Here is a 23,985-nt window from a genome sequence, read left to right as displayed (position 1 = left end):
CGAGCCGGCTCAGCCGCGGCGCGGGTCGTCGGGCGCGCGCCCGGCCGTGCCGCCGTCGCGGCCGTCACCGCGGCGGCGCAGGTAGCGCTCGAACTCCTGCGCGATCGCCTCGCCGCTCGCCTCGGGCGAGTCGACGGTGTCGCGCGCCTGCTCCAGCTGCTGGATGTAGGACGCCATCTCCTCGTCGTCCGCGGCGAGGGCGTCGATCCCGGCCTCCCACGCGGCGGCCTCGTCCACGAGCGTGCCGCGGGGGATGGTCACGTCGACCAGCTCCTCGAGCTTGTCGATCAGCGCCAGCACCGCCTTCGGGCTCGGCGCGTTGTGCACGTAGTGAGGCACGGACGCCCAGATCATGATGGTCGGGATGCCGACGTCCTCCGCGCCCTCGGCGAGCGCGCTCAGGATGCCGACCGGACCTTCGTAGGTCGACCGCTCCACGCCGAGCTCGGCCCGCACCGCGGCGTTGTCGCTGGAGGCGAAGACCGAGATCGGCCGGGTGTGCGGCACGTCGGCGAGCATCGCGCCGAGGAAGACGACCGCTCCGATGTCGGCGGCGAGCGCCACATCCATGATCTCCGCGGTGAAGCTGCGCCAGCTTCTGGACGGCTCCGTCCCGAGCAGCAGGAAGATGTTGCCCGCGTTATCGCCGGTGACCGTGAGCTCGGCGTCGCCGGCCAGATCCTCCCCGATGCGGCCGGGCAGCGACGGGCCGTAGACCACGGCGGACGGCCAGATGAGCCGCCTCTTCCCGTCGTCGTCGGTCACCACGGGCCGGTTGAACTGGAAGTCGAAGTAGAGCTCGGGGTCGACCTCGGCGATCGGCACCACCTCGAGCTGTTCCTTGAGCGTCTTCACCGCGCCGCTGGCCGCCTCACCGGCGTCGTTCCATCCCTCGAACGCCACCACGAGGATGCGGCCACCGAGGATGTTCTGTCCGTCAGTCACGAAGTCGTCCCTCGTCCTTCCCGGCGACCGGTCGGGCCGCCATCCCTCAAGGATAGGCCCGCCCCTCTCCCGATAGACTTGCCCGTTGTGACCGCGTCTTCCCCCGCAGCGAACAGGCCCCCAGCGTCCCCGACCCCGGCGACGGCCTGCCCGCCGCCGTCCTCTGGGACATGGACGGGACCCTCGTCGACACCGAGCCGTACTGGATGGCGTCCGAGCAGGAGCTCGTCGGCTCGTTCGGCGGCACCTGGACGCACGACGACGGCCTGCTGCTCGTCGGGCTCGGGCTGTGGAACTCCGCCGAGATCCTGCGGTCGCATGGGGTCGCCATGGAGGCGGACGAGATCGTCCACTGGCTGACCGACCGCGTGCAGCGCAAGCTCGACGAGGAGGGTGTGCCGTGGCGTCCCGGTGCCCGCGAACTCCTGGAGTCGCTGCGCCAGCGCGGCATCCGCACGGCGCTGGTGACCATGTCGGTGCGCCGGATGGCGGAGCAGATCGTGTCCCACATCCCGTTCGACGCGTTCGACGTGATCGTGAGCGGCGACGAGGTGGAGGAGCCGAAGCCGGCTCCCGAGCCGTACCTGCGCGCCGCCCGGCTGCTCGGCATCGACGCCGCCGACGCGGTCGCGATCGAGGACTCGCTGGTGGGCCTGGCCTCGGCCGTCGACTCCGGCGCGGCCACGATCGGCGTGCCTCACATCGTCCCGCTGCCCGAGTCGGATGAGCACACCCTGTGGGAGTCGCTGGCGGGCCGCACCGCCGACGACGTGATCGCCGTGGCGCGGGCGCGCCGTGAGGAGGCCGGCCGATGAACGAGACGCGACGCAATTCCGGACCGTTCCGCGTAGGCGACCGGGTGCAGCTCACCGGGCCGAAGGGTCGGATGAACACCATCACGCTCGAGCCGGGCAAGCTCTTCCACAGCCACCGCGGTGTGCTGGAGCACGACGCCATCATCGGGCTGCCCGACGGCTCGGTCGTCACGAACAACGCCGGAGTCGAGCACCTGGCACTGCGTCCGCTGCTCACCGACTTCGTGATGTCGATGCCGCGTGGCGCTGCGATCGTCTACCCGAAGGACGCAGCACAGATCCTCGCCCTGGCCGACATCTTCCCGGGCGCGACCGTCGTCGAGGCGGGCGTCGGCTCCGGTGCTCTGTCGCTGTGGCTCCTGCGCGCGATCGGCCCGGAGGGCCGGCTGCTGTCGTTCGAGCGCCGCGAGGAGTTCGCCGACGTCGCCCGTGGCAACGCGGCCACCTTCCTCGGCGGCGACCCGGAGAACTGGACGCTGACCGTCGGCGACCTGCAGGACACGCTGCCCGCCGCCGTCGAGCCCGGCTCGGTCGATCGGGTCGTGCTCGACATGCTTGCGCCGTGGGAGACGCTGGACGCGGTCACCACCGCGCTCAAGCCCGGCGGCGTGGTGATCTGCTACGTCGCAACCGTGACGCAGCTGTCGCGCGTCGCCGAGGCGATCCGCGCCTCCGGCCACTACACGCATCCGCAGTCGAACGAGACGATGGTCCGCGGCTGGCACGTCGAGGGCCTGGCCGTCCGTCCCGACCACCGCATGATCGCGCACACCGGCTTCCTCATCACGGCGCGCCGGCTGGCTCCGGACACGGTCCTCCCCGAGCTCAAGCGCCGGCCCTCCAAGTCCGACTACTCGGACGAGGACGTCGAGGCCTGGACGCCCGGCGCGCTGGGGGAGCGGCAGTCCAGCCCCAAGAGCCTGCGCAAGCGGATGCGCGAGGCCGCCGCGAGCGCCGACCTGGCCCGCGGACGCGACGCGGATCACGACTCGGTCTCGGACTCCCCGGAGCCGGGCGAGGACACATCCGGCGTCCGTTAGCATGAACACGCCTTCGCAAGCCCCGACCGAAAGAGAACCCGTGCGCAGAGTCACCATCGGAAGAACGTCCGCCGTCGTGGTCGCCGTCGGCCTGGTGGCCGCCGCGCTCACGGGATGCTCGTCCAACCCGAACGCGGACTGCGGCACGGCCCTCCCGTCCGGAGGCGCTTCGCAGCTGGTGGAGGCGACCGGCAAGATCGGCTCCAAGCCGGACATCACCGTGCCGACCCCGCTCGACACGACGACGTCGCAGCGAACCATCCTCACCGAGGGCACGGGCGAGAGGGTCCACGAGGGCCAGGTTGTCGAGATCCAGTACACGATCCTCGACGGCAAGACCGGCCAGGTGCAGCAGACCTCCTACGGCAGCGGCGACACGTACCCGCTTGCGCTCGGCTCCGGCAATGCGGCGCTCAGCAAGGGCCTGCAGTGCGCGCCGGTCGGCTCGCGCGTCGCGGTCGTCATCTCGCCGAAGGACGCGGGCGGCCAGGGGGCGACCAGCTCCGGCGTCCTCGTGGTCGACATCCTGAAGGCGTACCTCTCGCAGGCGAACGGCGCCGTGCGCCCCTCCGCGTCGGGCTTCCCGACCGTGGTCCTCGCGCCCACCGGGCAGCCGGGCATCACCATCCCGTCCTCCGGTTCCGCGCCGAAGTCGATCCGCAGCGAGGAGCTGAAGGCGGGCGACGGCGCGACGGTCAAGCAGGACTCGCTCGCGATCCTGCACTACACGGCCGTCGGCTGGGAGAACAAGAACGTCGTGCTGTCCAGCTGGCAGTCCGGCTCGCCCGACCTCGTCTCGATCAAGACGGGTCAGAGCCAGGTCAACCAGGCGTTGCCGCAGAGCGTGCTGAAGCAGCTGGTCGGCAAGAAGGTCGGCTCGCAGGTCGTCGTCGAGGCTCCGACCGAGGGACAGGTCCCCGCGGCCGCCTGGGTCATCGACATCCTGGGGATCCGCTAACCGCTCGGACTAGGATGGACGGGTGTCCCGTTCCTCCTCCTCGCCCGCGCGCGTCCCGGTCGAGGAGCGCCTGTTCAGCCTCGTGCTGGCGCTGCTCGCGACCGAGAACGGGCTGACCAAGAGCGAGATCCTGTCGACCGTGCAGGGGTACCGCCAGCGGTACGAGCCGCACGGCGACAACAGCAGCCTCGAGCGACAGTTCGAGCGCGACAAGGACGACATCCGCGAGCTCGGCGTGCCGCTCGAGACGGTGGAGGCGCCGGAGGCCGCAGGCAACAATCAGCTGCTGCGGTATCGCATTCCCAAGGGGGCATACGACCTGCCGTCGGATGTCAGCTTCTCGCCGGAAGAGCTGACGCTGCTCGGGCTCGCCGCCGCCGTCTGGCGCGAGGGATCGCTGTCGGGGGAGTCGCGCCGCGCGCTGATGAAGCTGCGGTCGCTGGGCGTCGAGGCGGATGACCCGGTGGTCGGCTACGCGCCGCGGCTGCGCGTCCGTGAGAGCGCGTTCGAACCGCTCAGTCAAGCGCTGGAGCGGCACGTCATGGTGCAGTTCCCGTACCTCAAGCCCGGTGAGAGCGCGTCCCGGCAGCGCACCGTCGCGCCGCTGGCGCTCGTCCAGCACCAGGGCCGCTGGCACCTTCAGGGCATCGACCAGGATGCGCAGGGATCACGCACCTTCCTACTGTCGCGCATCGTCGGGGCGGTCAAGCTGACCTCTCGCGTCTTCGACCCGGAGCAGTACCGCGTCGCGGGCGAGGCCTTCGCCGAGCGCGCTCTGCTGGAGCTCGAGCGCATCTGGGAGTCCAACGTCGCCACGATCGAGGTCACCGCGGGCACGGACGCGGCGACGCGGCTCGGCAAGCGCTACGGCGACGCGGTGCCGGTGGGCGCGGAGGGCGAGCCGCTGCGGCTCACCGTCAACTTCTCCGACAGCAACATCCTCGCCGACCAGCTTGCGTCGTTCGGGCCGGAGGTGCTGGTGATCGCGCCGCCCGAGCTGCGCGACCAGGTGCTGCAGCGGCTCGAGGCCGTCGTCGCCGCCCACGGCGCCGACACGACCGGGGAGGCCGCCCATGGCTGAGCGCCGCAAGCCGATGCAGGCGCAGGACAAGCTGGCTTTCCTCCTCGCGCTAGTCCCGTACCTGATGGACCGCGACCGCGTGAGCGTCGCCGAAGCGGCGGAGCACTTCGGCGTGGAGCAGGAGCAGCTGCGCGACGCCGTGCGGCTGATCGCCGTGTCCGGCATCCCGGGCGAGACGAACGCGTATCAGCCGGGCGACCTGTTCGACATCGCCTGGGACGACTTCGAGGACAACGACCAGATCGTCCTGACGCACCAGGTCGCGATCGACGACTCGCCGCGCTTCTCGGCGCGCGAGGCGGCGGCGCTGATCGCCGGGCTCCAGTACCTCACCGCGCTGCCCGAGAACGCCGACCGGGATGCGATCGGCTCGCTCATGGCCAAGCTCGCCCGTGGTGCCTCGGCCGCGCCGAGCCAGCTCGCCGTCGCGCGGTCCGAGACCGACGAGGCGCTGGCGACCATCCGCGACGCCGTCATCGCCGGCGTGCAAGTGGAGTTCGACTATCTCAGCTCCCGCGGCGAGCGGGAGCGCCGCCGCGTCGACCCGCTGCGCATCGAGTCCGTCGACCAGGACTGGTACCTGCGCGGCTGGGACCACCTGCGCACCGCGATCCGCACCTTCCGCCTCGACCGCATCGACAACCTGGTCGCCACCACGGAGCCGATCACCTACCGGCCGGGTGACGTCAAGCTGCCGGAGACGCTGTTCACCGGCACCGACGAGGACCAGCTGGTGACCGTGGAGGTGTCGGCGTCGGCCATCCCGCTGATCGAGGACTACATCCCCGAAGGCGCAGCGCGTGTGGAGCGCGGGGGAGTCATCCGCACGAGCGTGCGCGTCGCCCACTTCCACGGGCTCAAGCGGCTGGTCGCCGGTCTCTCCGGCGTGCTCACCGTGCTCGACCCACCGGAGGCGCGCCAGGTCGTGGCCGGCTGGGCGCAGGCGGGCGTCGACCGCTACCGCTGAGCCACGCGCCCGCCCGCTAGGCTGGGCGTATGCCCTGGTGGTCGTGGCTGGTGATCTGGACCGTGCTCGTGCTCGGTCTGCTGGGCATGCTCGCGTTCTTCGCCTGGTGGCTGTTCCGCAAGGTGGTCGCCGCCGGTCGCGAGGCCGCCGCGCTCATGGAGAAGGCGGAGGTGCTGTCGCGCCGCGCCGATGAGCTCCACGAACGGTTCGAGCCGGCGGTTCTGGCCGACGCGGACGAGCTCCGCGCCGAGCGCGAGGACGAGCGCACCCGGCGCGCCTATGCCCGGCAAGCTCGCAGGGATGCGCGGGTCCGGCGCGGTAGACTACTGGTCGATGTGGATCCGGCGACGGTTCCCGATCGCTTCGCCCACCTTTTGAGAAGGACCTGATCTCATGTTCGCAGGACTGACCGGATGGCATCTGCTCATCATCCTCGCCGTGATCCTGCTGCTCTTCGGTGCGCCCAAGCTCCCGGCCCTCGCCAAGAGCATCGGCCAGTCGATGCGCATCTTCAAGGGTGAGGTCGACGAGCTGAAGAAGGACGGCAAGGACAGCACGTCCGACAAGCCGGCCGACGGCACCCAGAACGCGACGCCGGCGCCGACGGTCGCTCCCGCGCCGGTCGACCCCACGACCGAGCCCAAGCCGAAGTCCTAGTACCGTGGCCTCCACGAAGCGAGGCAAGAACCGCGAAGGACGGATGACGCTCGCCGAGCATTTCGTCGAGCTTCGCAAACGCCTCTTCCGCTCCGCCCTGGCACTGCTGGTCGGCTCCGTCGTGGGCTGGTTCCTCAGCGGTTACGTGATGGATGCGCTGCGCGGCCCGATCACCGAGATCGCGAAGCAGCAGGACCGCGTCGCGACGCTCAACTACGACAGCATCACGGGCGCGTTCGACCTGAAGATGCAGGTCGCGATCACGATCGGCGCGATCATCTCGAGCCCCGTCTGGCTGTACCAGATCTGGGCGTTCTTCGTCCCGGCGATGACGCGCCGGGAGCTCAAGTACGGGTTCGGCTTCTTCTTCACCGCGGTCCCGCTGTTCATCGCGGGTGGGGTGACCGGCTGGCTCCTGGTGCCGCACATCGTGAGCCTGCTGACGAGCTTCGCACCCGCTCCGGACACGGCCATCATCGGCGCGAAGACGTACTTCGACTTCATCCTCAAGCTGGTGATCGCGGTCGGGATCGCCTTCGTATTGCCGGTGTTCCTGGTCCTGCTGAACTTCGTCGGCGTCCTGAGCGCGAAGTCGATCATCGCGTCCTGGCGCTGGGCGCTCATCCTGATCGCGCTGTTCACCGCGATCGCCACCCCGGCCGCCGACGTGCTGTCGATGTTCCTGCTGGCGATCCCGATGGTGGGGCTGTACTTCGCGGCCTACGGCGTCGCCTGGCTGCACGACCGTCGCGCCGCGAAAGCCGCGAACCGGCTGGAGGCCGAACTCGCCGCGTGATGCGGGCCCTCCTGACGACAGGCATAGGCTGGTGGGGTGACCGACCAGACGCTCTCGCCGGCGGAGCGGTACGCCGCCTCCCGCGACCGGGCCCGCCAGCCCCTGCTCGAGACCTTCCGCGAGGGCCTGCGGTTCGATCTCGACCCGTTCCAGCGTGAGGCGTGCGCCTCGCTCGAACGCGGGAGCAGCGTCCTCGTCGCCGCACCGACCGGCGCCGGCAAGACGATCGTCGCCGAGTTCGCCGTGTTCCTGGCGATGCGCGAGGCGAACGCGAAGGTCTTCTACACGACGCCGATGAAGGCGCTCAGCAACCAGAAGTTCCAGGAGTTCGTCGAGGCGTACGGCCCGGAGTCCGTCGGACTGCTGACCGGCGACACGAACATCAACTCCCGCGCCCGCATCGTCGTCATGACGACCGAGGTGCTGCGCAACATGCTCTACGCCGACTCCGACCTGCTCACCGACCTCGCCTATGTGGTGATGGATGAGGTGCACTACCTGGCCGACCGGTTCCGCGGCGCGGTGTGGGAGGAGGTCATCATCCACCTGCCGTCGGAGGTGCGGATGGTGTCCCTCAGCGCCACGGTGTCCAACGCGGAGGAGTTCGGCGACTGGCTGCAGGCGGTGCGCGGCGACACCGACGTCGTGGTGTCGGAGGAGCGTCCAGTGCCGCTGGAGCAGCACATCCTGATGCGCTCCAAGCTGATCGACCTGTTCGACTCGTCCGGCCTCGCCGCGACCAACCGGGTCAACCCCGAGCTGGTGCAGATGGCCCGGTACGGCGGCCGGGTGCTGAGCAGCCGGCAGATGCGGGATGTCGGCCGCTACCATTCCAAGGGCGGCCGACCCGACGGCTTCCGGATGAACCGCGCCGACCTCGTCGCCCTGCTCGATGACCGCAACCTCCTGCCGGCGATCTTCTTCATCTTCAGCCGCAACGGCTGCGATGCGGCCGTCCAGCAGGTGCTGCGCGCCGGTGTGCGGCTGACCGAGCAGCACGAGCGCGAGGAGATCCGCGCGATCGTGGAGGAGCGCTGCCGCACCCTCCTCGATGAGGACCTGGCCGTGCTCGGCTACTGGGAGTGGCTGGAGGGGCTGGAACGCGGTGTCGCGGCCCACCACGCCGGACTGCTGCCGGCCTTCAAGGAGGTCGTGGAGGAGCTGTTCCGCCGCAAGCTCGTGAAGGTCGTCTTCGCGACCGAGACGCTGGCCCTCGGCATCAACATGCCGGCCCGCACGGTCGTGCTGGAGAAGCTGGAGAAGTTCAACGGCGAGGCGCGCGTCCCCATCACGCCGGGGGAGTACACGCAGCTCACCGGCCGCGCGGGGCGCCGCGGCATCGACGTCGAGGGGCACTCCGTCATCCAGTGGGAGGACGGGCTCGACCCGCAATCGGTCGCCTCCCTCGCCTCGCGGCGCAGCTACCCGCTCAACTCCAGCTTCCGGCCGACGTACAACATGGCGGTGAACCTCATCGACCAGTTCGGCCGGGTGCGGACGCGCGAGATCCTGGAGTCGTCGTTCGCGCAGTTCCAGGCCGACCGCGCGGTCGTCGACCTCGCGCGCAAGGCCATGCAGCAGGAGCAGTCGCTCGCCGGGTACGAGGAGGCGATGGCCTGCCACCTGGGCGACTTCAAGGAGTACTTCAGCATCCGCCGCGAGCTGACCGACCTGGAGCGCAAGGGCTCCCGCATCGAGTCCGCGTCCAACGAGGAGCGCGAGAAGCGGCAGCGCCAGCTCGCCGCGCTGCGCAAGCGGATGAAGGACCACCCGTGCCACCGGTGCACCGAGCGCGAGCAGCACGCCCGCTGGGCGGAGCGCTGGTGGAAGCTGAAGCGCGACACCGACCGGCTGCGGGCGCAGATCCAGTCCCGGACGGGCGCCGTCGCGAAGGTGTTCGACCGGGTCTCCGACGTGCTCCTCGAACTCGGCTATCTGACCGAGGAGGACGGCGAGACGGCGCTCACCGTGCACGGCCGCACCCTCAAGCGCATCTACGGCGAGCGCGACCTCCTCGTCGCCGAGTGCCTGCGCCGCGGCGTGTGGAAGGACTTGGATGCGCCCGGCCTCGCCGCCATGGCCTGCGCGCTCGTGTTCGAGCCGCGGCGCGACGAAGGCCTGGCGAACGAGCGGACGCTGCCGCGCGGCGCCTTCCGCCCCGCGCTCGAGAAGACGACCACCCTGTGGAGCAAGCTCGACGATCTGGAGCAGGACCACCGCCTCCCGGGCAGCGAGCCGCCCTCGACCGCGATCTCGCTGGCCATGTGGATGTGGTCGCGCGGTTCGGGGCTGGATGCGGTGCTCCGTGAGGCGGACATGGCAGCCGGTGACTTCGTCCGCTGGGCCAAGCAGACGATCGACCTGCTCGACCAGTTGTCGATCGTCGCCCAGGGCAACGTGGGCCGCGTCGCGCGGCAGGCGCTGGAGTCCATACGGCGCGGCATCGTCGCGTACTCGTCCGTCGCCTAGCCTGCTCGGGGCCTAGCCTGAGCGGCGCGCACGGCCGGATGACATAAGCTCTCCCTTCGTGCACATCCTCCCGCGAGCCCCGCTTCCGCTGTGGCTCGCGGTCATCGTCGCCGCGACCGCGGGGCCGGTGCTCGACTCCGGATTCCCTGCGCTCGACTGGTGGCCGATGACCTTCGTCGGCATCGCGATGGTGCTGCTGGCCCAGCGCGGCCGGCGGGCGGGATCGGCGTTCCTCGTCGGCTTCGTCGCGGGCGAGGCGTTCTACCTCGTCCACGTCGCCTGGACGGCGCTCTACCTCGGCCCGCTGCCCTGGATCGCGCTCTCCACGCTCGAGGCGCTTTTCTGGGGCGTCGGCGGCATCTTGATCACCCTCGCGTATCGCTGGGTGCCGCGTGCGTTTCCCACGCGGCTCGGGAGGCTCGGGCTGCTGCCCGTCGTCATCGCCGGGCTCTGGGTGCTCCGTGAGTTCGTAACCGGCACCTGGCCGTACGGCGGGTTCTCCTGGGGTCGGGTGGCCGAATCCCAGTCGACGAGCCCGCTCGCACCCCTGGTCGCCTGGCTCGGCATCTCCGGACTCAGCTTCGCGATGGTCTGGCTGGTGGCCTTCCTGATCGAGCTGGATGGCGCCATCGACGTGCGCGTGACCCCGCGCGCGCTCCTCGCCGGCGTCGCGGTCGCGCTGGTGTTCGCCATCCCCGCGTGGCCCGCCACCACGAACGGCACGACCCGCATCGCCGCGGTCCAGGGCAACGGCCCCGCCGGGTACTTCGACAACGCGCCGCCCGGCGCGGTCTTCGACACCCAGGTCACCGAGACGCTGCGCATCCCGGCCGCGCAGACGACCGGCGACAAGAAGGTCGACATGGTGGTCTGGCCCGAGGGATCGGCGATGCCGGACCCGACGCGCGACCCGGACACCGCCGCCATCCTGGACGCGCTCAGCCGTGAGCTCGGCGCTCCCTTCATCGTCGGCACGATCACGCAGCGCGACGACAAGCTCTACAACACCTCGCTGCAGTGGGAGGCAGGCAAGGGCGCCGTCGACTACTACGACAAGAAGCATCCCGTGCCGTTCGGCGAGTACGTGCCCGACCGTTCGTTCTGGCGCCCCTTCGCGCCCGACCTGATCGACCTGATCGGCCGGGACTACACACCGGGGACGCGGGACAACGTCTTCGACGTCGGCGGCGTGCGGGCCGGCATCTCGATCTGCTTCGACATCGTCGACGACCAGCTGCTCACCGACATGATGCGCGGGGAGCGCAGGTCATCCTGGCGCAGACGAACAACGCCGACTTCGGCGAGACCGACGAGAACCAGCAGCAACTGGCCATCGCCCGGCTTCGGGCGATCGAGTCCGGGCGGTCGCTGGTGAACATCTCGACGGTCGGCAGCAGCCAGATCGTGGGGCCGGACGGGCGGACGATCACGGCGATCGCGCCCTTCAAGCCGGGGCACATGGTCGCGGACGTGCCGCTCGGCACCACGACCACTCCGGCGACGCTGCTGAGCCGCGGGATCGAATTCCTCGCCGCCGGTCTCGGGCTGTTCGGGCTGCTGGTCGCGTTCACCGGGCGGCGTGGACCGCTACCGACGCCGGTCCCGCCGCTGACATGAAAAAACCGCCCTCACCCGAAGGTGAGGACGGTCTTCACGCTGCGGCTCAGGCGCTGTGCTTGCGCTCGCTGGTGCCGCGACGGGCCCGCAGGTACTGAAGGCGCTCCTCCAGAAGCTCCTCGAGCTCGGCGCGGGTGCGGCGCTCAAGCAGCATGTCCCAGTGGCTGCGCGGCGTCTTGACGTCGGTGTGGTCGACCTCGACGGGGGTGTCGTTGACCAAGAGGCGGGCCTCATGCCCGCAGTGCTTGCACTCCCACGTGTCGGGGGCCTCGGCCTCGGCCGAGAACACCATCTCGGTCTCCTGGCCGCAGACGGTGCATAGGTACGTGTAACGGGAACGCGGAGAGTAGACGACGCCTTCTTCGCTCTGTAGGCTTTGGGCGCCGAGTCTCATTCCGCGCAAGCTGCGATCTGCCATTGTGTGGTTCTCCTCTGTGCGCGCGAATCCTCACAGTTATAAACCGTCAAGCTGGGGATTCTCTTTCCGGGGGACCCGTTCTCCCAGTGGCCTCACAGAGTCAGTGCCCGCGGTCAGCGGCCGGAGTCAGCGCCGGGAGTCGACGATCCGGCGCAGGATGTCGCAGCGGTCGGTCACGATGCCGTCGACGCCCAGGTCGAGCAGGCGGATCATGTCGCCCGGCTCGTTCACGGTCCACACGTGCACCTCAGCCCCGGCATCATGGATGCGTTGCACGGTGCGGCGCGTGACGATGCGGAGCGGACCGCGCCGCTCAGGCACCTGCACGGCGACGAACCCGCGCAGCGCGCGGTGGACGGCCGATCCGACCCCGGTCTTGGCCCCCAGGAGCACCGGCACGAACTCCGACACCGCCGGGGAGGACGCGACGCCCGGGAGACCGTTGGTCACCGCTTTCCGCCGCTCGGGGGAGAAGCTGGTGATGAGGACGCGGTCGGTCGCGCGTGCGGCCCGGATGACCTCGACCGCCGGTGCGGTGGCGCGCGCATCCTTGACGTCGATGTTGAAGCGCGCCTGCGGGAACGCGTCGAGCGCTTCGGCGAGCGAGCAGAAGCCCTGGCCGTGCCCGAGGTCGATGCGCCGCAGCTCCGACATCGTCAGCTGCGCGACCTGGACGCTGCGTCCCGCGACGCGCGACAGGTCCGGGTCGTGCGCGATCACCGCAACGCCGTCCGCCGACGCGTGGATGTCGGTCTCCAGGTGCGTCGCACCCGCGGTCAGAGCGCGCGCGAACGCGAGCAGGGTGTTCTCGGGCGCGTCGATCGCCAGGCCGCGGTGCGCGATGACGCGTGGCGGCCGTCCGTCGAGGAAGCTCACGGAGTGGGCGCGGGGGCGGGCGGCACCGGGGGAGCGGGCGGTGCAGCGGCCTCGCCGCCGTCCGTCTGCGGCGCGATCGCATCATCCGTCGGGCCGCCGGCGCGCGGGGCGCCCGCCTGGCCGAACGCCGTCCCGATGCCCTTCAGCGCCTCCGTCAGCTCGCTCGGGATGATCCACAGCTTGTTCGCCGGGCCGTCCGCGAGCTTGGGCAGCGTCTGCAGGTACTGGTACGCCAGCAGCATGTTGTCCGGGTTGCCCTGGTGGATCGCGCCGAACACCGTGGTGATCGCCTGCGCCTCGCCCTCCGCACGCAGCACCTGGGCCTTAGCGTCGCCCTCGGCGCGCAGGATGGCGGCCTGCCGCAGACCCTCCGCGTTCAGGATCTCGGACTGCTTGGTGCCCTCGGCCGTCAGGATGAGCGCACGCCGGTCGCGCTCGGCGCGCATCTGCTTCTCCATCGAGTCCTGGATGGAGGTGGGCGGGTCGATCGCCTTGAGCTCGACACGGGACACGCGGATGCCCCACTTGCCGGTCGCCTCGTCGAGCACGAGGCGCAGCTGGCCATTGATGTTGTCTCGGCTGGTCAGCGCCTCTTCGAGGTTGAGGCCGCCGACGACGTTGCGGAGGGTGGTCGTGGTCAGCTGCTCGACCGCACCGAGGTAGTTGGCGATCTCGTAGGTCGCGGCGCGCGCATCCGTCACCTGGAAGTAGACGACCGTGTCGATCGAGACGACGAGGTTGTCCTCGGTGATCACCGGCTGCGGCGGGAACGACACGACCTGCTCGCGCATGTCGATGAGCGGCCGCACCTTGTCGATGAACGGCACGACCACGTTCAGACCCGGCATCAGCGTCTTGTGATACCGGCCCAGCCGCTCCACGACCCCGGCCCGCGCCTGCGGGATGATGCGGATCGAACGGAACAGCGTGACCAACACGAAGATCGCGATGATCAGGACGATCACGCTGACGACGATGGTCACGATGAGCTGGCTGGCGTCGTTCACGGGGCGATCCTCTCGGTCAGGCCGTCGGCGCCTGCGGAGACCGGTGCGGGTGCCACGACGGCGGTGGCGCCTTCGATCGAGACGACGACCACGTGCTCGCCGGGCACCAGCTCCGGGGGAGCGGCGGAGGCGATGCGCGCGGTCCAGGTCTCGCCGACCTGCAGCTTGACCAGCCCGGAGGTGCGGGTGACCGTCGAGACGACCACCCCGCCCATCCCGATCAGCCGGTCGACGTTGCTCTTGGCCGGGTCGCCGCCGCGTTTCAACGCGTGCAGCAACGGCGGCCGGATGAAGAAGATGAGGACGACCGAGAGGATGGCCGCGATGAGCAGCTGCAGCCACCACGGCGCTCCGAAGAGGCCCGAGAGCAGGCCCCCGAGGCTGCCGACGGCGATCATCAGGAAGACGAAGTCGAGCGTCAGCATCTCGATGATCACGAAGATCAGGATGAGGACCAGCCAGACGATCCAGGCGAAGGACGTGATGTCCATGACGTCCCCCTTTCGCTCCTTGATATGAAGGTACCAGCGTCGGCCGACGCCGCGTCGGACGCACTTGGTAGTCTCAGGATGCTAGACATCGACGCCGAGGAGTTTTCGTGGCCAACCCCTTTCCCCTGGTTCGCTGACGGGCAAGCGCGCCCTCGTGACCGGTTCGTCCCGCGGTATCGGCGCCGACACCGCGCAGTACCTCTCCGAGGCCGGCGCGAGCGTCGTCATCAACTACCGCAACAAAGAGGCGCGGGCTCAGAAGCTCGTCGCCGCCATCGAGGAGCAGGGCGGGACGGCCCTGGCTGTCGGCGCCGACCTCACGGATCCGGACTCGGTTGCGGCCATGTTCCGGACGGTCGAGGAGGCCTGGGGCGGTCTCGACATCCTCGTGCTCAACGCCTCCGGCGGCATGGAGTCGGGCATGGCCGAGGACTACGCCATGCAGCTCAACCGCGACGCGCAGGTCAACACGCTGACCGCCGCGCTGCCGCTGCTCGGCGAGGGCGCGCGCGTCGTGTTCGTCACCAGCCACCAGGCGCACTTCATCAAGACCACCCCGACGATGCCCGAGTACGAGGCCGTCGCAGTAAGTAAGCGAGCCGGAGAGGACGCCCTGCGCGCCCTCCTGCCGACGCTCGAGGAGAAGGGCGTCGAGTTCGTCGTCGTCTCCGGCGACATGATCGAGGGCACCATCACCGCGACGCTGCTCAACCGCCTGAACCCGGGCGCGATCGACGCGCGCAAGGAGGCCGCCGGTCGCCTGTACAACGTGAGCGAGTTCGCCGCCGAGGTCGCCGCCGCCGCGGTGGAGCCGATCCCGGCCGACCACACGCGCCTCGTCGGCGACGTGTCCAGCTTCACGCCGATCGTGGAGTCGGAGCTGACGGAGGGGCGCGGCGAGTGAAGCCGGCCGACCTCGACCTGCTCGTCGGCGTCTCCACGCCGACCGTGCATCCCGGGCGCGGCCGCGCGGTCGTCTCGATCACGCATCCGTCGCTCTCGGCGGACGCGACCGTCGGGCAGCTGTGGACCATCCCGCTCGGCGGTCACGCGGCGCCCAAGCTGCTGACCCGCGGCTTCCGCGACACCGCGCCGCGTTTCTCGCCGGACGGCCGCCTGCTGGCGTTCCTCCGCGCCGAGCCGAAGCGGCCGCCGCAGCTCTACGTCGTCGACGCCGGCGGCGGAGAGCCGGTCGCCGTCACGGACCGCACCCTGGGGGTCACCGAGTTCGCCTGGGCGCCCGACGGCCGCACTCTGGCCTTCGTCAGCCGCGAACCCGAGCAGGGCCGGTACGGGACGGTCGAGGGCATCGACCCGAACGGGGAGCCCGCCCGCCGCATCGACACCCTGAAATATCAGGCCAACGGGCTCGGCTACACGATCGACCGGCACGCGCACGTCTTCGTCGTCGCCGTGCCGGACGTCTGGTCGACGCCGACGCCCGCGCCCATCCCGCTGCCGGACGGCTCCAGCGACCCGGCGTCGGCGGTCGCGGAGCCGCGGCAGGTGACCGACGGGCCCTGGGACGACGGCTCGATCTCGTTCTCGCCGGACGGCAGCCGCATCGCCTTCGTCTCGGCGCGCCACGCGAGCCGCGACATCGACCTGCGCTCGAACGTCTTCACCGTCCCGGTAGAGGGCGGGGACGCACGCGACCTGACCGGCCCGCACGGGTCGTACAGCGTCGTGGACGCGCAGTACGCGAACAACGGCGTCCTGTTCTTCACCGCGCAGGACGTGGGGAGAGCGGCCGCGACTTCGTCGCCCGTAACGCCGCGCTCTACGTCATCGACGGCGAGGGTGCCGCACCGCGTATCCTGACCGATCCCGAGACCGTGGACTTCACTGAGTCGGAGATCGTCGCCTATCGCGACGACACCGTGCTCGTCCACGACCGCCGTCGCGGGGCGCTCGTGCTCACCGAAGTGGATGCGTCGGGCGCGGTCCGCACGCTGACCGACGACCGGACCGTGGTCGGCGGCGCCGGCGTCGCGGGTGACACCATCGTCGTGAACTTCGCCGACGCGCGCACAACCGGCGATGTCGCCCTGGTCGACGGTGAGGGGCTGCACCGCCTCACCGACCTCTCCGCGCCGTTACGTGCGAAGGGCGTGATTACCCCGCAGGAGCTGACGGTCACCGGTCGCGACGGCTACCCGATCCACGGGTGGGTGCTGGTGCCGGAGGGGGAGGGTCCGCACCCCGTGCTCCTCAACATCCACGGCGGTCCGTACGCCTCCTACACCGCCGCACTGTTCGACGAGGCGCAGGTCTACGCCGCCGCGGGCTACGCGGTCGTCATGTGCAACCCGCGCGGTTCCGCGGGGTACGGGCAGGAGCACGGCCGGGTCATCCGTCAGAAGATGGGCACGGTCGACCTCAACGACGTGCTCGACTTCCTCGACGGTTCGATCGAGCAGGTCGCCGGTCTCGACCGCGAGCGGGTCGGCATCATGGGCGGTTCGTACGGCGGCTACCTCACGGCGTGGACCATCGCGCACGACCACCGGTTCGCCGGCGCGATCGTCGAGCGCGGGTTCCTGGACCCCGACGCCTTCGTCGGCACGAGCGACATCGGCAGCTTCTTCGCCGACGAGTACACCGGTACCGACCCGGAGCTCATGCGCTCCCAGAGCCCGCAGGCCGTGGTCGATCAGGTGCGGACGCCGACGCTCGTGCTCCACTCGTCGGCCGACCTCCGCTGCCCGCTGGGTCAGGCCGAGCGCTACTACGCGGCGCTCAAGCGGCGCGGCGTGGAGACCGAACTGGTCATCTTCCCCGGAGAGGACCACGAGCTGAGCCGCAGCGGACGGCCGCGCCATCGCAGGCAGCGGTTCGACGTCATCCTGGACTGGTGGGCCGATCACCTGCCCAGCCGCAGCAACCACCGCTGAACGACGGAGCGGATTCCGTCGGATCGCGACATGATCCCGACGGTCGCTCGTCTTCATTGGTGTGAGCATCTTTTCCCAGAATCGCGGTACCAGCAAGCGCCTTCGCGTAGGCGGGGTCGTCGCGACCATCGCCGCCGCGGCTGCACTCGTCGTCGCCGGGGCCGGCCCTGCATCGGCGCACGTCGGGGGAGGGAACGTGGCGATCGACTGGTCCATCCCCGGCGCGCCCGCTGAGGGCGTACCGGAGATCCGCTTCCCGATGACGGTCAGCCCGGACGCCGCCCGCGTGTACGGCGTCTACTACGCGCAGCAGTTCGTCATCACGAACAACCCCGACGGCGGCTATACGGGTCTGCAACCGCGGCCGGACGTCGACGGTGTGCAGCGATTGCGCGCCGTCTTCTCCAGCTTCATCGCCGGGTCGAGGTCCACAGATCCCAACTGCAGCGACGGCGCGGATGGAGGCGCGGGCGTCAGCTGCGGCGTCGAGTTCGACGCCGTCTACGGGCACACCTACGACCTGGTCGTCTCCAAAGCCGCGGACGGCAGCTGGATCGGCACGGCGGTCGACACGGTCGACGCTTCCGAGGTCCACATCGGCCGGTGGACGGTGCCGGGCGACGGGCTGCTCACGACCACGTTCCGAGGCTTCGCGGAGTATTACGCGGGAGTGATCAGTTGCGGGGAGGCTCCGCGGATGGACGTGATCTACGGCGGTCCCACGGCGCCGGGTGGGCTGACCGGAGTCTCGACGTCGGGGGGCGAGTACAGCGACTGCGTCGGCCAGGCGAACTTCACGGCGACCACGGTCGGTAACGGAGTCAGGATCACGCGCGGCACCGTGGCCGCTCCCAGCGCGAGCGGGCCGCTCCAGAGCGCAGCGTCGACCAGCGATACGGGGGAGTGCGTCGATGTGCCTGGGAGCGACTTCAAGGACGGAGTGAAGCCGGCGCTGTGGTCGTGCCACGGCGGTGGCAATCAGCGATGGTCGCTGACAGCAGGCGGCCAGCTCATCGCCGGTGATATCTGCCTGGATGTGGACGCGGCGAGCCCCGCAGCAGGGTCGGAAGTGTTCTTGATGAATTGCTCGGGATCCGCTCGCCAGCGGTGGCAGTTCGCCGACGGGGCGATCCAGCATGTGGACTCCGGACTGTGCCTCCAGCCGGTCGGCGCCGTCACCGCGATCGGCACCACCTTCGAGCTCGCCGTCTGCGACGGGACCGCGACGCAGAACTGGCGCCTCGGCGGTTCGTCGAGCGTCGCGAGCGCACGTCAATCCGCGATCCCCACGCTTGAACCGGGCGCCACCGGGAATGTGAAGGTCTCGGTGACGGCTGGCGACACGGCCGTGAGCTCGCGCGTCGTGCTCACTGCGCCGACCGGCACCGTCTTCACCGGGCGGGCACAGTACTCGAACGGGGCGAGCGGGGCCACGTTCGACGGCGTTCTGTCGGCCGATGGCAAGACGCTCGAGCTGTCGCTCGACATGATCGCGGATCCGACGTTCGCCGACTCCCTCAGCCCGTTCGCCACGCTGACCTATAGCGCCGTCCTGCAGGCGGACGCCTCGCTCGCGCTCCGCGGGCCGGTCGCTGACGGTTCCTGGCGGGCCGCCGGTTCGAGCGGCGTGCTCGAGTACGTCGCTGACGGAGCCCAGTTCACGGCCGACGTGCCGGTGATGCATCCGCTCGGGTTGGCCGGGCTCGGTGTGGGCGCGCTGCTCTATGCGTTCCTCGCTCTGCGACGGGCGCGCATGGTCTGACGGGCGCGAGTTCGCCGCAGCACGACCGGGGGCGGCGGAACAGCCCCGCTCGAGTGATTCGAGCGGGGCCGTTTCGACTTCGTGGCGCTACGCGACGCGCGGAGCCGCGGGAGCGGAGTCCGTCGCCTTCAGCACGTCGCGGCCGAATGTGAACGCCCGGACGATGCCGATGATGCCGAGCACGATCAGCGCGATCGCGGCGAACAGCAGCAGCACCGCGGCGGACGACACCGGCAGGAACAGCACGACGATGCCGGCGATGATGCTCAGGATGCCGAACGCGATCGACCATCCGGAGTTGGGGGAGCGGCCGGACTCGGCCAGCGCCATGACGCCCTCGATGATCCACCCGACGCCGATGAACGCGACGGCGAAGATCACCAGGGTGATGGCGGCTGTCTGGACGTTCTTGAGCGCGAGGATGCCCACGAAGATGAGGAGGACGCCGAGGATGATATTGAGCGCCCTAGAGCCGCCCCTCATCCCGCGGCTGAAGATGCCGACGCCGAGACGCAGCACGCCGGCGACGAGGAAGTAGATCCCGAGGAAGACCGCCAGCACGGCGATGGTCTTCTCGGGCCAGAACAGCAGAACGATCCCCAGGATCAGCCCGACGGCGCCGCTGATGCCCAGCGCCGTGCGGATCGCGTTGATAGCGGAGCGCGTCATGTGACGGGCGTCCAGGGAGAACTCGTGCAGCATCGGGTCGGTCGGGTCGTTGAGGCTCATTGCTTCATCCCTTCGCATGGCAGCCGCGGCCTGCGGCTGGTGCTGACATTAGCGCTGGGATGGGGCCTGCCGTCAGAGGTGATCGCGGCGAGCGCCGGATTCAGAAGCGTGCGACCCAGGCCCGAAGGATGTTGTAGACGCCCGACGCGATGAGGCCTGCGCCGGTGGCGATCAGCAGCGCGACGCCGAGGGGGAGCGTCGACAGCGACTCGAACGCCCCGTACAGTCCGGAGGCCTCGTCCGGACGGACGGTGACGGCCGCCACGACGAACAACGTCCCGGCGACGCCGAGCACGAATCCTTTGGCGACGTAGCCGACAACGCCGAGCACGGTCAGCGCGGTCGCGCTGCCAGGGAGGTCGGGCAGCTGGATGTCGCGCAGGAACTTTCGACGCACGCCCTTGATGAACAGGAACACGCCGATGCCGATGACGGCGAGGCCGACCAGCACCAGGAGCACAACACCGCCGGGAAGGGCGAGGATCTGCGCGCTGAGGGTGCGCGTCGAGGAGCTGGCATCGCTCGGATGGCCCTGCAGCACAGCGAGGGCGGTCAGCGCGAGGGCTGCGTAGGCGATCGCCTTCCCGACGTTCTGGAGCCGCCTCGCCCAGCGCTTCGCCGGTGTGCCGGCGCGCATCAGGGCGGCCTCGATGAGCAGCCACACCGCGAGGGAAAGCAGGCCGATCAGGCTCACCCAGAGCAGCACGACCCCGCCGGGGAATTGTCCCAGCTGCTCCATCGCGCCGGACTGGTCCGCGTCCGCGAAGTGGTTGATTCCGAGCTGGATGGCGAGTGCCCCGAGCAGCACCTGCACCAGACCGCTGGCAGCGAAGCCGATCCGGGCGAGGACGTGCAGCACCGTGCTGTCCCGCGCTGTGCGGGCGGCGTCGCGCACCTTGTCGCCGGCGTCGGCGGTCCCGTTGGACGTCATGTGCCGTCCACCTGCGGCTGCGAGTGCTCGCCTTCGATCTTCTCGCCCTCGACGCGCACGGTGCGCCGGGTGTCGAGCGCGATCACTCCGCCGAGGACGGCGAGCGAGAGGGCGACGGAGCCGGTGGTGTCGCTGATCCAGTGGTATCCCAGGTAAAGGCGGCTGGCCACCTGCAGGACGATCAGCGCAACGGCGACCGTGAAGGCAAGGACGGTGAACCAGGGTTTCTGGATGCGGCTCGCCAGCAGGAACGCGAGGATGAGGAAGAAGTCGGACGCGCCGAGGACGTGCCCCGAGGGGAACGAGAAGGTGTGGTCCGGTCCCATCAGCATGAGCGACAGCGGCGGACGGGGGTGCTGGATGATCGGGGCGAGGATCTGCGCGAGCACCACGCCCGTCAGCATTCCCACCGCGAGCAGGAAGGGCCTCCACAAGTGCCGGGCCAGCAGCGCCCAGACGATCACGGTGATGAGCACGATGAACGGCATGGCCACCGGCCCGAAGATGATCGCCAGAACGGTCATGAACCCGGTCGTCTCGGCGGACCGCTGGGCGTTGAACCAACGTTCGACCGGTACGTCCAGGCGCTCGTAGCCGGTGTGGGTGATGACGTTCGTGGCGAGGAGGACGAAGGAGGTCAGGCCGACGATGACGAGCACGACAGACGTCAGGTACAGTCGCCGGCGGGTCTCGGCGGGGAGGTAGCGTTCTTCGACGATGAACCGTCTGTTCCAATCGGACAGACGGCTCGTTCGGAGGTCAGCGGCTGCGGGCACTTGGGTGGGGCCTTTCGGGACGGCGAGCAACGGCGACCCGTGGGGCGGGCGTCATGCACTGTACGCGGAAATCGTGCGGCTCTCCATTCCGTCGGGGTCTCCGGCGACACGATCCGGCCCCGAGCACGTCTTAAACAGTGTGAAGATCTTCTCCAGAAAGCTCGCCGGCGTCGTCGCTGCACTCGGCGCGGCCGGCGCACTCGCACTGGTCGCCGCATCCCCGGCCGCAGCGAATGTGGGCGGCGGCAATGTCCAGGTGACGTGGTCGATCCCAGGGTGGCCGCCGGAAGGGCTGTCCGACGTGAGCTTCCCGATGACGGTGGCGCCCACGACGTCCCGTCAGCCTGGCACCTACTACGCCGAGTTGTTCAACTTCACCGACTCGACGTACGTCGGATACACCGGCCTGCAGCCGCGGCCCGACCTGAACGGCTCGGAACGCATCCGAGGCGTCTTCTCGAGCTTCATGCCGGGCACGGTCACCGACCACCCGAACTGCGCGGACGGCGCAGACGGGGGACCGGGCGTCAGCTGCGGTCTCGAGTTCGACGCCGTCTACGGCCGCACGTACGACCTGCGCGTCGAACGGACGGCTCCGCGGAAGTGGACCGGCACGGCGGTCGACACGGTGACCGGCGCGGAGGTCGAGATCGGCTCGTGGACCGTCCCTGCGCTGGGCGGTCTCAAAGGCACGCGTACCTCGGGCTTCGTCGAGCACTACTCGAGCGTCGCGCAGTGCTCGCAGATGCCCTATGTCGACGTCACGTTCGGAGCCCCGCGCAGCGCGAGTGCGGGGCTGACGGGCAACGTCGGATTCAGCATGGAGTACGCCGACTGCGTCGGCCAGGGCGCCCTCACGCACACCACCGTGGGCTCCGGCGTCCGCGTCACCCGAGGCTTCGTGCAGCCGCCGCTCACGACGGCCGTCTCGCTCAACACCGGCGTGAACAACCGATGCCTCGACGTCCCTAGCAGCAAATGGGAGAACGGCACGGTCGTTGCGATGTGGAGCTGCAACTACAACAACAACCAACGGTGGTCGTTCACCTCGACGGGCCAGCTGCAGTCGAACAAGACCTGCCTGCAGACCCAGACGCCGAACCCGCTGGCGGGGGACAGGGTGATCATCCAGGACTGCGACAACAGCAAAGGGCAGCTCTGGGACTACGTCGACGGCGCCATCGTGGCGAGGACGTCGGGCCTCTGCCTGCAGCTCGATCCGGGCAACTCCTGGGCGGTCAGCCTGGGGACCTGCAACGGCTCCGCCGGGCAGAAGTGGCGGGCCATGAACGGCGCGAACCAGCCGGTTGCGACAGACCCGGCCGCCTCGCAGACTCGCTCGACGACCCTGCGCGAGGGGAGACGGGAACCGTGCAGCTGACCCTCAACGGAGGTGCCTCCGCCAGCAGCTCGCGGGTGACATTGACGGCCCCCAGTGGAACCACCTTCACCGGCGACGTCATGTACTCCAACTGGACCGGCGGCCTGCCCTTCACGGGAGAACTGTCTGACAGCGGTCGAACCCTGACCATCTCGCTGGCGATGCTGCCGAGCATCGCCGATGACAGCCTCATCCCGTTCGCCACGGTGCAGTACACCGTCGGTCTGCGCGCGGATGACGATCTCGCGCTGAAAGGCCCGGTGGGCGACGGTTCGTGGCAGGCCGGTGGGGCGAGAGGGCCGCTGAGTTATCAGGCGGACGGCGTCGTGCCGACGGACGTGACGGATCCGGACCCGGATGGAGGGCCGGTCGACCCGGACGGAATCGTCGATGTCCCGGTGGTCGATCCGCTGGTCGCCGTCGCAGGTGCCGGCGGCCTGGCCGTCCTCGCCGTGGTCGGAGCGCTCATCGCGGTCCGTCGTCGCGGACGGTGCGGGAGCGCAACGATCGGAGGGGCGTAAGGGGTTCACAGCCGCCACCGCGGGCGTACCGTCCGTCCACATGGAAACGACCCGCTCCCGGCTCGCCCAGGGCACGTGGTACATGGGCGAGGATGCGTCACGGCACGACAGCGAACTGGATGCGCTGCGCACCGGTATCGACGCCGGCCTCACGACAATCGACACCGCCGAGATGTACGGCGACGGAGCATCCGAACTGCTGGTCGGCGAAGCCATCGCCGGGCGCCGGGACGATGTCTATTTGATCAGCAAGGTCCTGCCGACCAACGCCCATGGACGGCGGATGGGGGAGTCGTGTCGCGATAGTCTCCGTCGGCTGGGCACCGACCACCTGGATCTCTATCTGCTGCACTGGCGGGGACGCCATCCACTGAGCGAGACCGTCGCTGGATTCGAGGAGCTGCTGCGCGAAGGACTCATCCGTTCGTGGGGCGTCAGCAACTTCGACACCGACGACATGGACGAGCTCGTCGCGGTGCCGGGCGGCGACCGCGTCGCCACCGACCAGGTGCTCTACAACCTGGAAACACGAGGGCCCGAAGTCGACCTGCTCCCGTGGTGCCGCGACGCGCGCGTCCCGCTGATGTCGTATTCGCCGATCGGTCACGGCAGCCTCCTGCGCACCTCGTCGCTCGCGTCGCTGGCGGAGGCGAAGGGCGTCACCGCGGCCCAGATCGCCATCGCCTGGGTGCTGCGCCATCCCGACGTCTTCGCGGCGGCCAAGGCCTCGACACGCGAGCATGTCCTCGAGAACCGGGCCGCCATGGATGTGACGTTCACGCCGGACGAGCTCGATCAGCTCGACCAACTCTTCCCGCGACCGCCGCGGAAGGTGCCGTTGGAAGTGCTCTAGC

Annotated in this window: 22 protein-coding genes and 2 pseudogenes; 16 read left to right on the top strand and 8 right to left on the bottom strand. The window is 69.8% G+C overall.

The features are described 5' to 3' along the window. Nucleotides 1-9: 9 nt before the first annotated feature. Nucleotides 10-945 (bottom strand): proteasome assembly chaperone family protein, encoded by a 936-nt coding sequence (locus ACRAWB_RS06505; RefSeq protein ID WP_431352569.1) that lies wholly within the window; start codon nt 943-945, stop codon nt 10-12. A gap of 146 nt (nt 946-1,091) precedes the next feature. Here ACRAWB_RS06505 and ACRAWB_RS06500 point away from each other — a divergent pair, with 146 nt between their 5' ends. The 10 genes and pseudogenes from ACRAWB_RS06500 to lnt all read left to right on the top strand — a co-directional run bounded on the left by ACRAWB_RS06500 (nt 1,092) and on the right by lnt (nt 11,345). Next, nucleotides 1,092-1,760 carry an HAD family hydrolase gene (locus ACRAWB_RS06500; protein ID WP_431352722.1) on the top strand — a complete coding sequence of 223 codons (669 nt, stop codon included), beginning with the start codon at nt 1,092-1,094 and terminating at the stop codon, nt 1,758-1,760. After that, nucleotides 1,757-2,800, top strand: a complete 1,044-nt coding sequence (locus ACRAWB_RS06495; protein ID WP_431352568.1) for a tRNA (adenine-N1)-methyltransferase — start codon at nt 1,757-1,759, stop codon at nt 2,798-2,800. Before ACRAWB_RS06500 ends, ACRAWB_RS06495 begins: the two co-directional genes overlap by 4 nt. Nucleotides 2,801-2,840: 40 nt before the next feature. Further along, entirely contained in the window at nt 2,841-3,758 is a 918-nt protein-coding gene (locus ACRAWB_RS06490) for a peptidylprolyl isomerase (RefSeq protein WP_431352567.1), read from the top strand. Between the two features lie 22 nt (nt 3,759-3,780). Further along, nucleotides 3,781-4,839 (top strand): helix-turn-helix transcriptional regulator, encoded by a 1,059-nt coding sequence (locus ACRAWB_RS06485; RefSeq protein ID WP_431352566.1) that lies wholly within the window; start codon nt 3,781-3,783, stop codon nt 4,837-4,839. Further along, the gene (locus ACRAWB_RS06480) at nt 4,832-5,806 is read left to right on the top strand and encodes a helix-turn-helix transcriptional regulator (RefSeq protein ID WP_431352565.1); all 975 of its coding nucleotides are present in this window, start codon (nt 4,832-4,834) and stop codon (nt 5,804-5,806) included. The genes ACRAWB_RS06485 and ACRAWB_RS06480 overlap by 8 nt, the downstream gene beginning before the upstream one ends. A 29-nt stretch (nt 5,807-5,835) precedes the next feature. After that, the gene (locus ACRAWB_RS06475) at nt 5,836-6,195 is read left to right on the top strand and encodes a hypothetical protein (protein WP_064108918.1); all 360 of its coding nucleotides are present in this window, start codon (nt 5,836-5,838) and stop codon (nt 6,193-6,195) included. A 4-nt stretch (nt 6,196-6,199) separates the two neighbouring features. After that, the gene (gene tatA, locus ACRAWB_RS06470) at nt 6,200-6,463 is read left to right on the top strand and encodes a Sec-independent protein translocase subunit TatA (protein ID WP_431352564.1); all 264 of its coding nucleotides are present in this window, start codon (nt 6,200-6,202) and stop codon (nt 6,461-6,463) included. A gap of 43 nt (nt 6,464-6,506) precedes the next feature. Then, nucleotides 6,507-7,259: a twin-arginine translocase subunit TatC gene (gene tatC, locus ACRAWB_RS06465; RefSeq protein WP_431352563.1), complete on the top strand. Its 753-nt coding sequence runs from the start codon at nt 6,507-6,509 to the stop codon at nt 7,257-7,259. Nucleotides 7,260-7,295: 36 nt separating this feature from the next. After that, on the top strand, nt 7,296-9,728 hold the full coding sequence (locus tag ACRAWB_RS06460; RefSeq protein WP_431352562.1) for a DEAD/DEAH box helicase: 2,433 nt from the start codon (nt 7,296-7,298) through the stop codon (nt 9,726-9,728). Between the two features lie 58 nt (nt 9,729-9,786). Next, nucleotides 9,787-11,345 (top strand): annotated as a pseudogene (gene lnt / locus ACRAWB_RS06455) (apolipoprotein N-acyltransferase). 46 nt (nt 11,346-11,391) lie between these two features. Here lnt and ACRAWB_RS06450 read toward each other — a convergent pair. The 4 genes from ACRAWB_RS06450 to ACRAWB_RS06435 all read right to left on the bottom strand — a co-directional run bounded on the left by ACRAWB_RS06450 (nt 11,392) and on the right by ACRAWB_RS06435 (nt 14,137). Then, the gene (locus ACRAWB_RS06450; RefSeq protein WP_064108923.1) at nt 11,392-11,763 is read right to left on the bottom strand and encodes an RNA polymerase-binding protein RbpA; all 372 of its coding nucleotides are present in this window, start codon (nt 11,761-11,763) and stop codon (nt 11,392-11,394) included. 126 nt (nt 11,764-11,889) lie between these two features. Further along, complete coding sequence (locus ACRAWB_RS06445; RefSeq protein ID WP_431352561.1) at nt 11,890-12,639, bottom strand: glycerophosphodiester phosphodiesterase family protein; 750 nt, start codon at nt 12,637-12,639, stop codon at nt 11,890-11,892. Then, the gene (locus ACRAWB_RS06440; RefSeq protein WP_431352560.1) at nt 12,636-13,646 is read right to left on the bottom strand and encodes an SPFH domain-containing protein; all 1,011 of its coding nucleotides are present in this window, start codon (nt 13,644-13,646) and stop codon (nt 12,636-12,638) included. Before ACRAWB_RS06440 ends, ACRAWB_RS06445 begins: the two co-directional genes overlap by 4 nt. Then, entirely contained in the window at nt 13,643-14,137 is a 495-nt protein-coding gene (locus ACRAWB_RS06435) for an NfeD family protein (RefSeq protein ID WP_064108926.1), read from the bottom strand. Before ACRAWB_RS06435 ends, ACRAWB_RS06440 begins: the two co-directional genes overlap by 4 nt. A gap of 133 nt (nt 14,138-14,270) precedes the next feature. Here ACRAWB_RS06435 and ACRAWB_RS06430 point away from each other — a divergent pair, with 133 nt between their 5' ends. The 3 genes and pseudogenes from ACRAWB_RS06430 to ACRAWB_RS06420 all read left to right on the top strand — a co-directional run bounded on the left by ACRAWB_RS06430 (nt 14,271) and on the right by ACRAWB_RS06420 (nt 18,793). Further along, the gene (locus ACRAWB_RS06430) at nt 14,271-15,041 is read left to right on the top strand and encodes an SDR family oxidoreductase (protein ID WP_431352721.1); all 771 of its coding nucleotides are present in this window, start codon (nt 14,271-14,273) and stop codon (nt 15,039-15,041) included. Next, nucleotides 15,038-17,031, top strand: a pseudogene (locus tag ACRAWB_RS06425) (S9 family peptidase). The gene ACRAWB_RS06430 and the pseudogene ACRAWB_RS06425 overlap by 4 nt, the downstream one beginning before the upstream one ends. Nucleotides 17,032-17,092: 61 nt before the next feature. After that, entirely contained in the window at nt 17,093-18,793 is a 1,701-nt protein-coding gene (locus tag ACRAWB_RS06420) for an RICIN domain-containing protein (RefSeq protein WP_431352559.1), read from the top strand. An 87-nt stretch (nt 18,794-18,880) separates the two neighbouring features. On the opposite strand, the gene ACRAWB_RS06415 is transcribed toward ACRAWB_RS06420, so the two are convergent. From ACRAWB_RS06415 to ACRAWB_RS06405, 3 genes are all read right to left on the bottom strand, one after another. After that, nucleotides 18,881-19,522, bottom strand: a complete 642-nt coding sequence (locus ACRAWB_RS06415) for an HdeD family acid-resistance protein (RefSeq protein WP_431352558.1) — start codon at nt 19,520-19,522, stop codon at nt 18,881-18,883. 100 nt (nt 19,523-19,622) lie between these two features. Continuing rightward, the gene (locus tag ACRAWB_RS06410; RefSeq protein ID WP_431352557.1) at nt 19,623-20,453 is read right to left on the bottom strand and encodes a DUF1206 domain-containing protein; all 831 of its coding nucleotides are present in this window, start codon (nt 20,451-20,453) and stop codon (nt 19,623-19,625) included. Continuing rightward, nucleotides 20,450-21,229, bottom strand: coding sequence for a phosphatase PAP2 family protein (locus ACRAWB_RS06405; protein ID WP_431352556.1), 780 nt, complete (start codon nt 21,227-21,229; stop codon nt 20,450-20,452). Before ACRAWB_RS06405 ends, ACRAWB_RS06410 begins: the two co-directional genes overlap by 4 nt. A gap of 139 nt (nt 21,230-21,368) precedes the next feature. Between ACRAWB_RS06405 and ACRAWB_RS06400 the strand changes: the two genes are divergently transcribed. Genes ACRAWB_RS06400 through ACRAWB_RS06390 form a run of 3 tightly spaced genes read left to right on the top strand, consistent with a single transcriptional unit; the run spans nt 21,369 to nt 23,984 of the window. Next, the gene (locus ACRAWB_RS06400; RefSeq protein WP_431352555.1) at nt 21,369-22,610 is read left to right on the top strand and encodes an RICIN domain-containing protein; all 1,242 of its coding nucleotides are present in this window, start codon (nt 21,369-21,371) and stop codon (nt 22,608-22,610) included. Then, nucleotides 22,601-23,131, top strand: a complete 531-nt coding sequence (locus ACRAWB_RS06395; protein ID WP_431352554.1) for a hypothetical protein — start codon at nt 22,601-22,603, stop codon at nt 23,129-23,131. Before ACRAWB_RS06400 ends, ACRAWB_RS06395 begins: the two co-directional genes overlap by 10 nt. A gap of 40 nt (nt 23,132-23,171) precedes the next feature. Further along, nucleotides 23,172-23,984: an aldo/keto reductase gene (locus ACRAWB_RS06390; protein WP_431352553.1), complete on the top strand. Its 813-nt coding sequence runs from the start codon at nt 23,172-23,174 to the stop codon at nt 23,982-23,984. Nucleotide 23,985 lies beyond the last annotated feature (1 nt).

Origin of the sequence: Leifsonia poae (assembly GCF_050632865.1) — a bacterium.
Taxonomy (GTDB): domain Bacteria; phylum Actinomycetota; class Actinomycetes; order Actinomycetales; family Microbacteriaceae; genus Leifsonia; species Leifsonia poae_B.
Note: the sequence above shows the minus strand (reverse complement) of the source record. Positions and strands in the feature narration are given on the sequence as shown.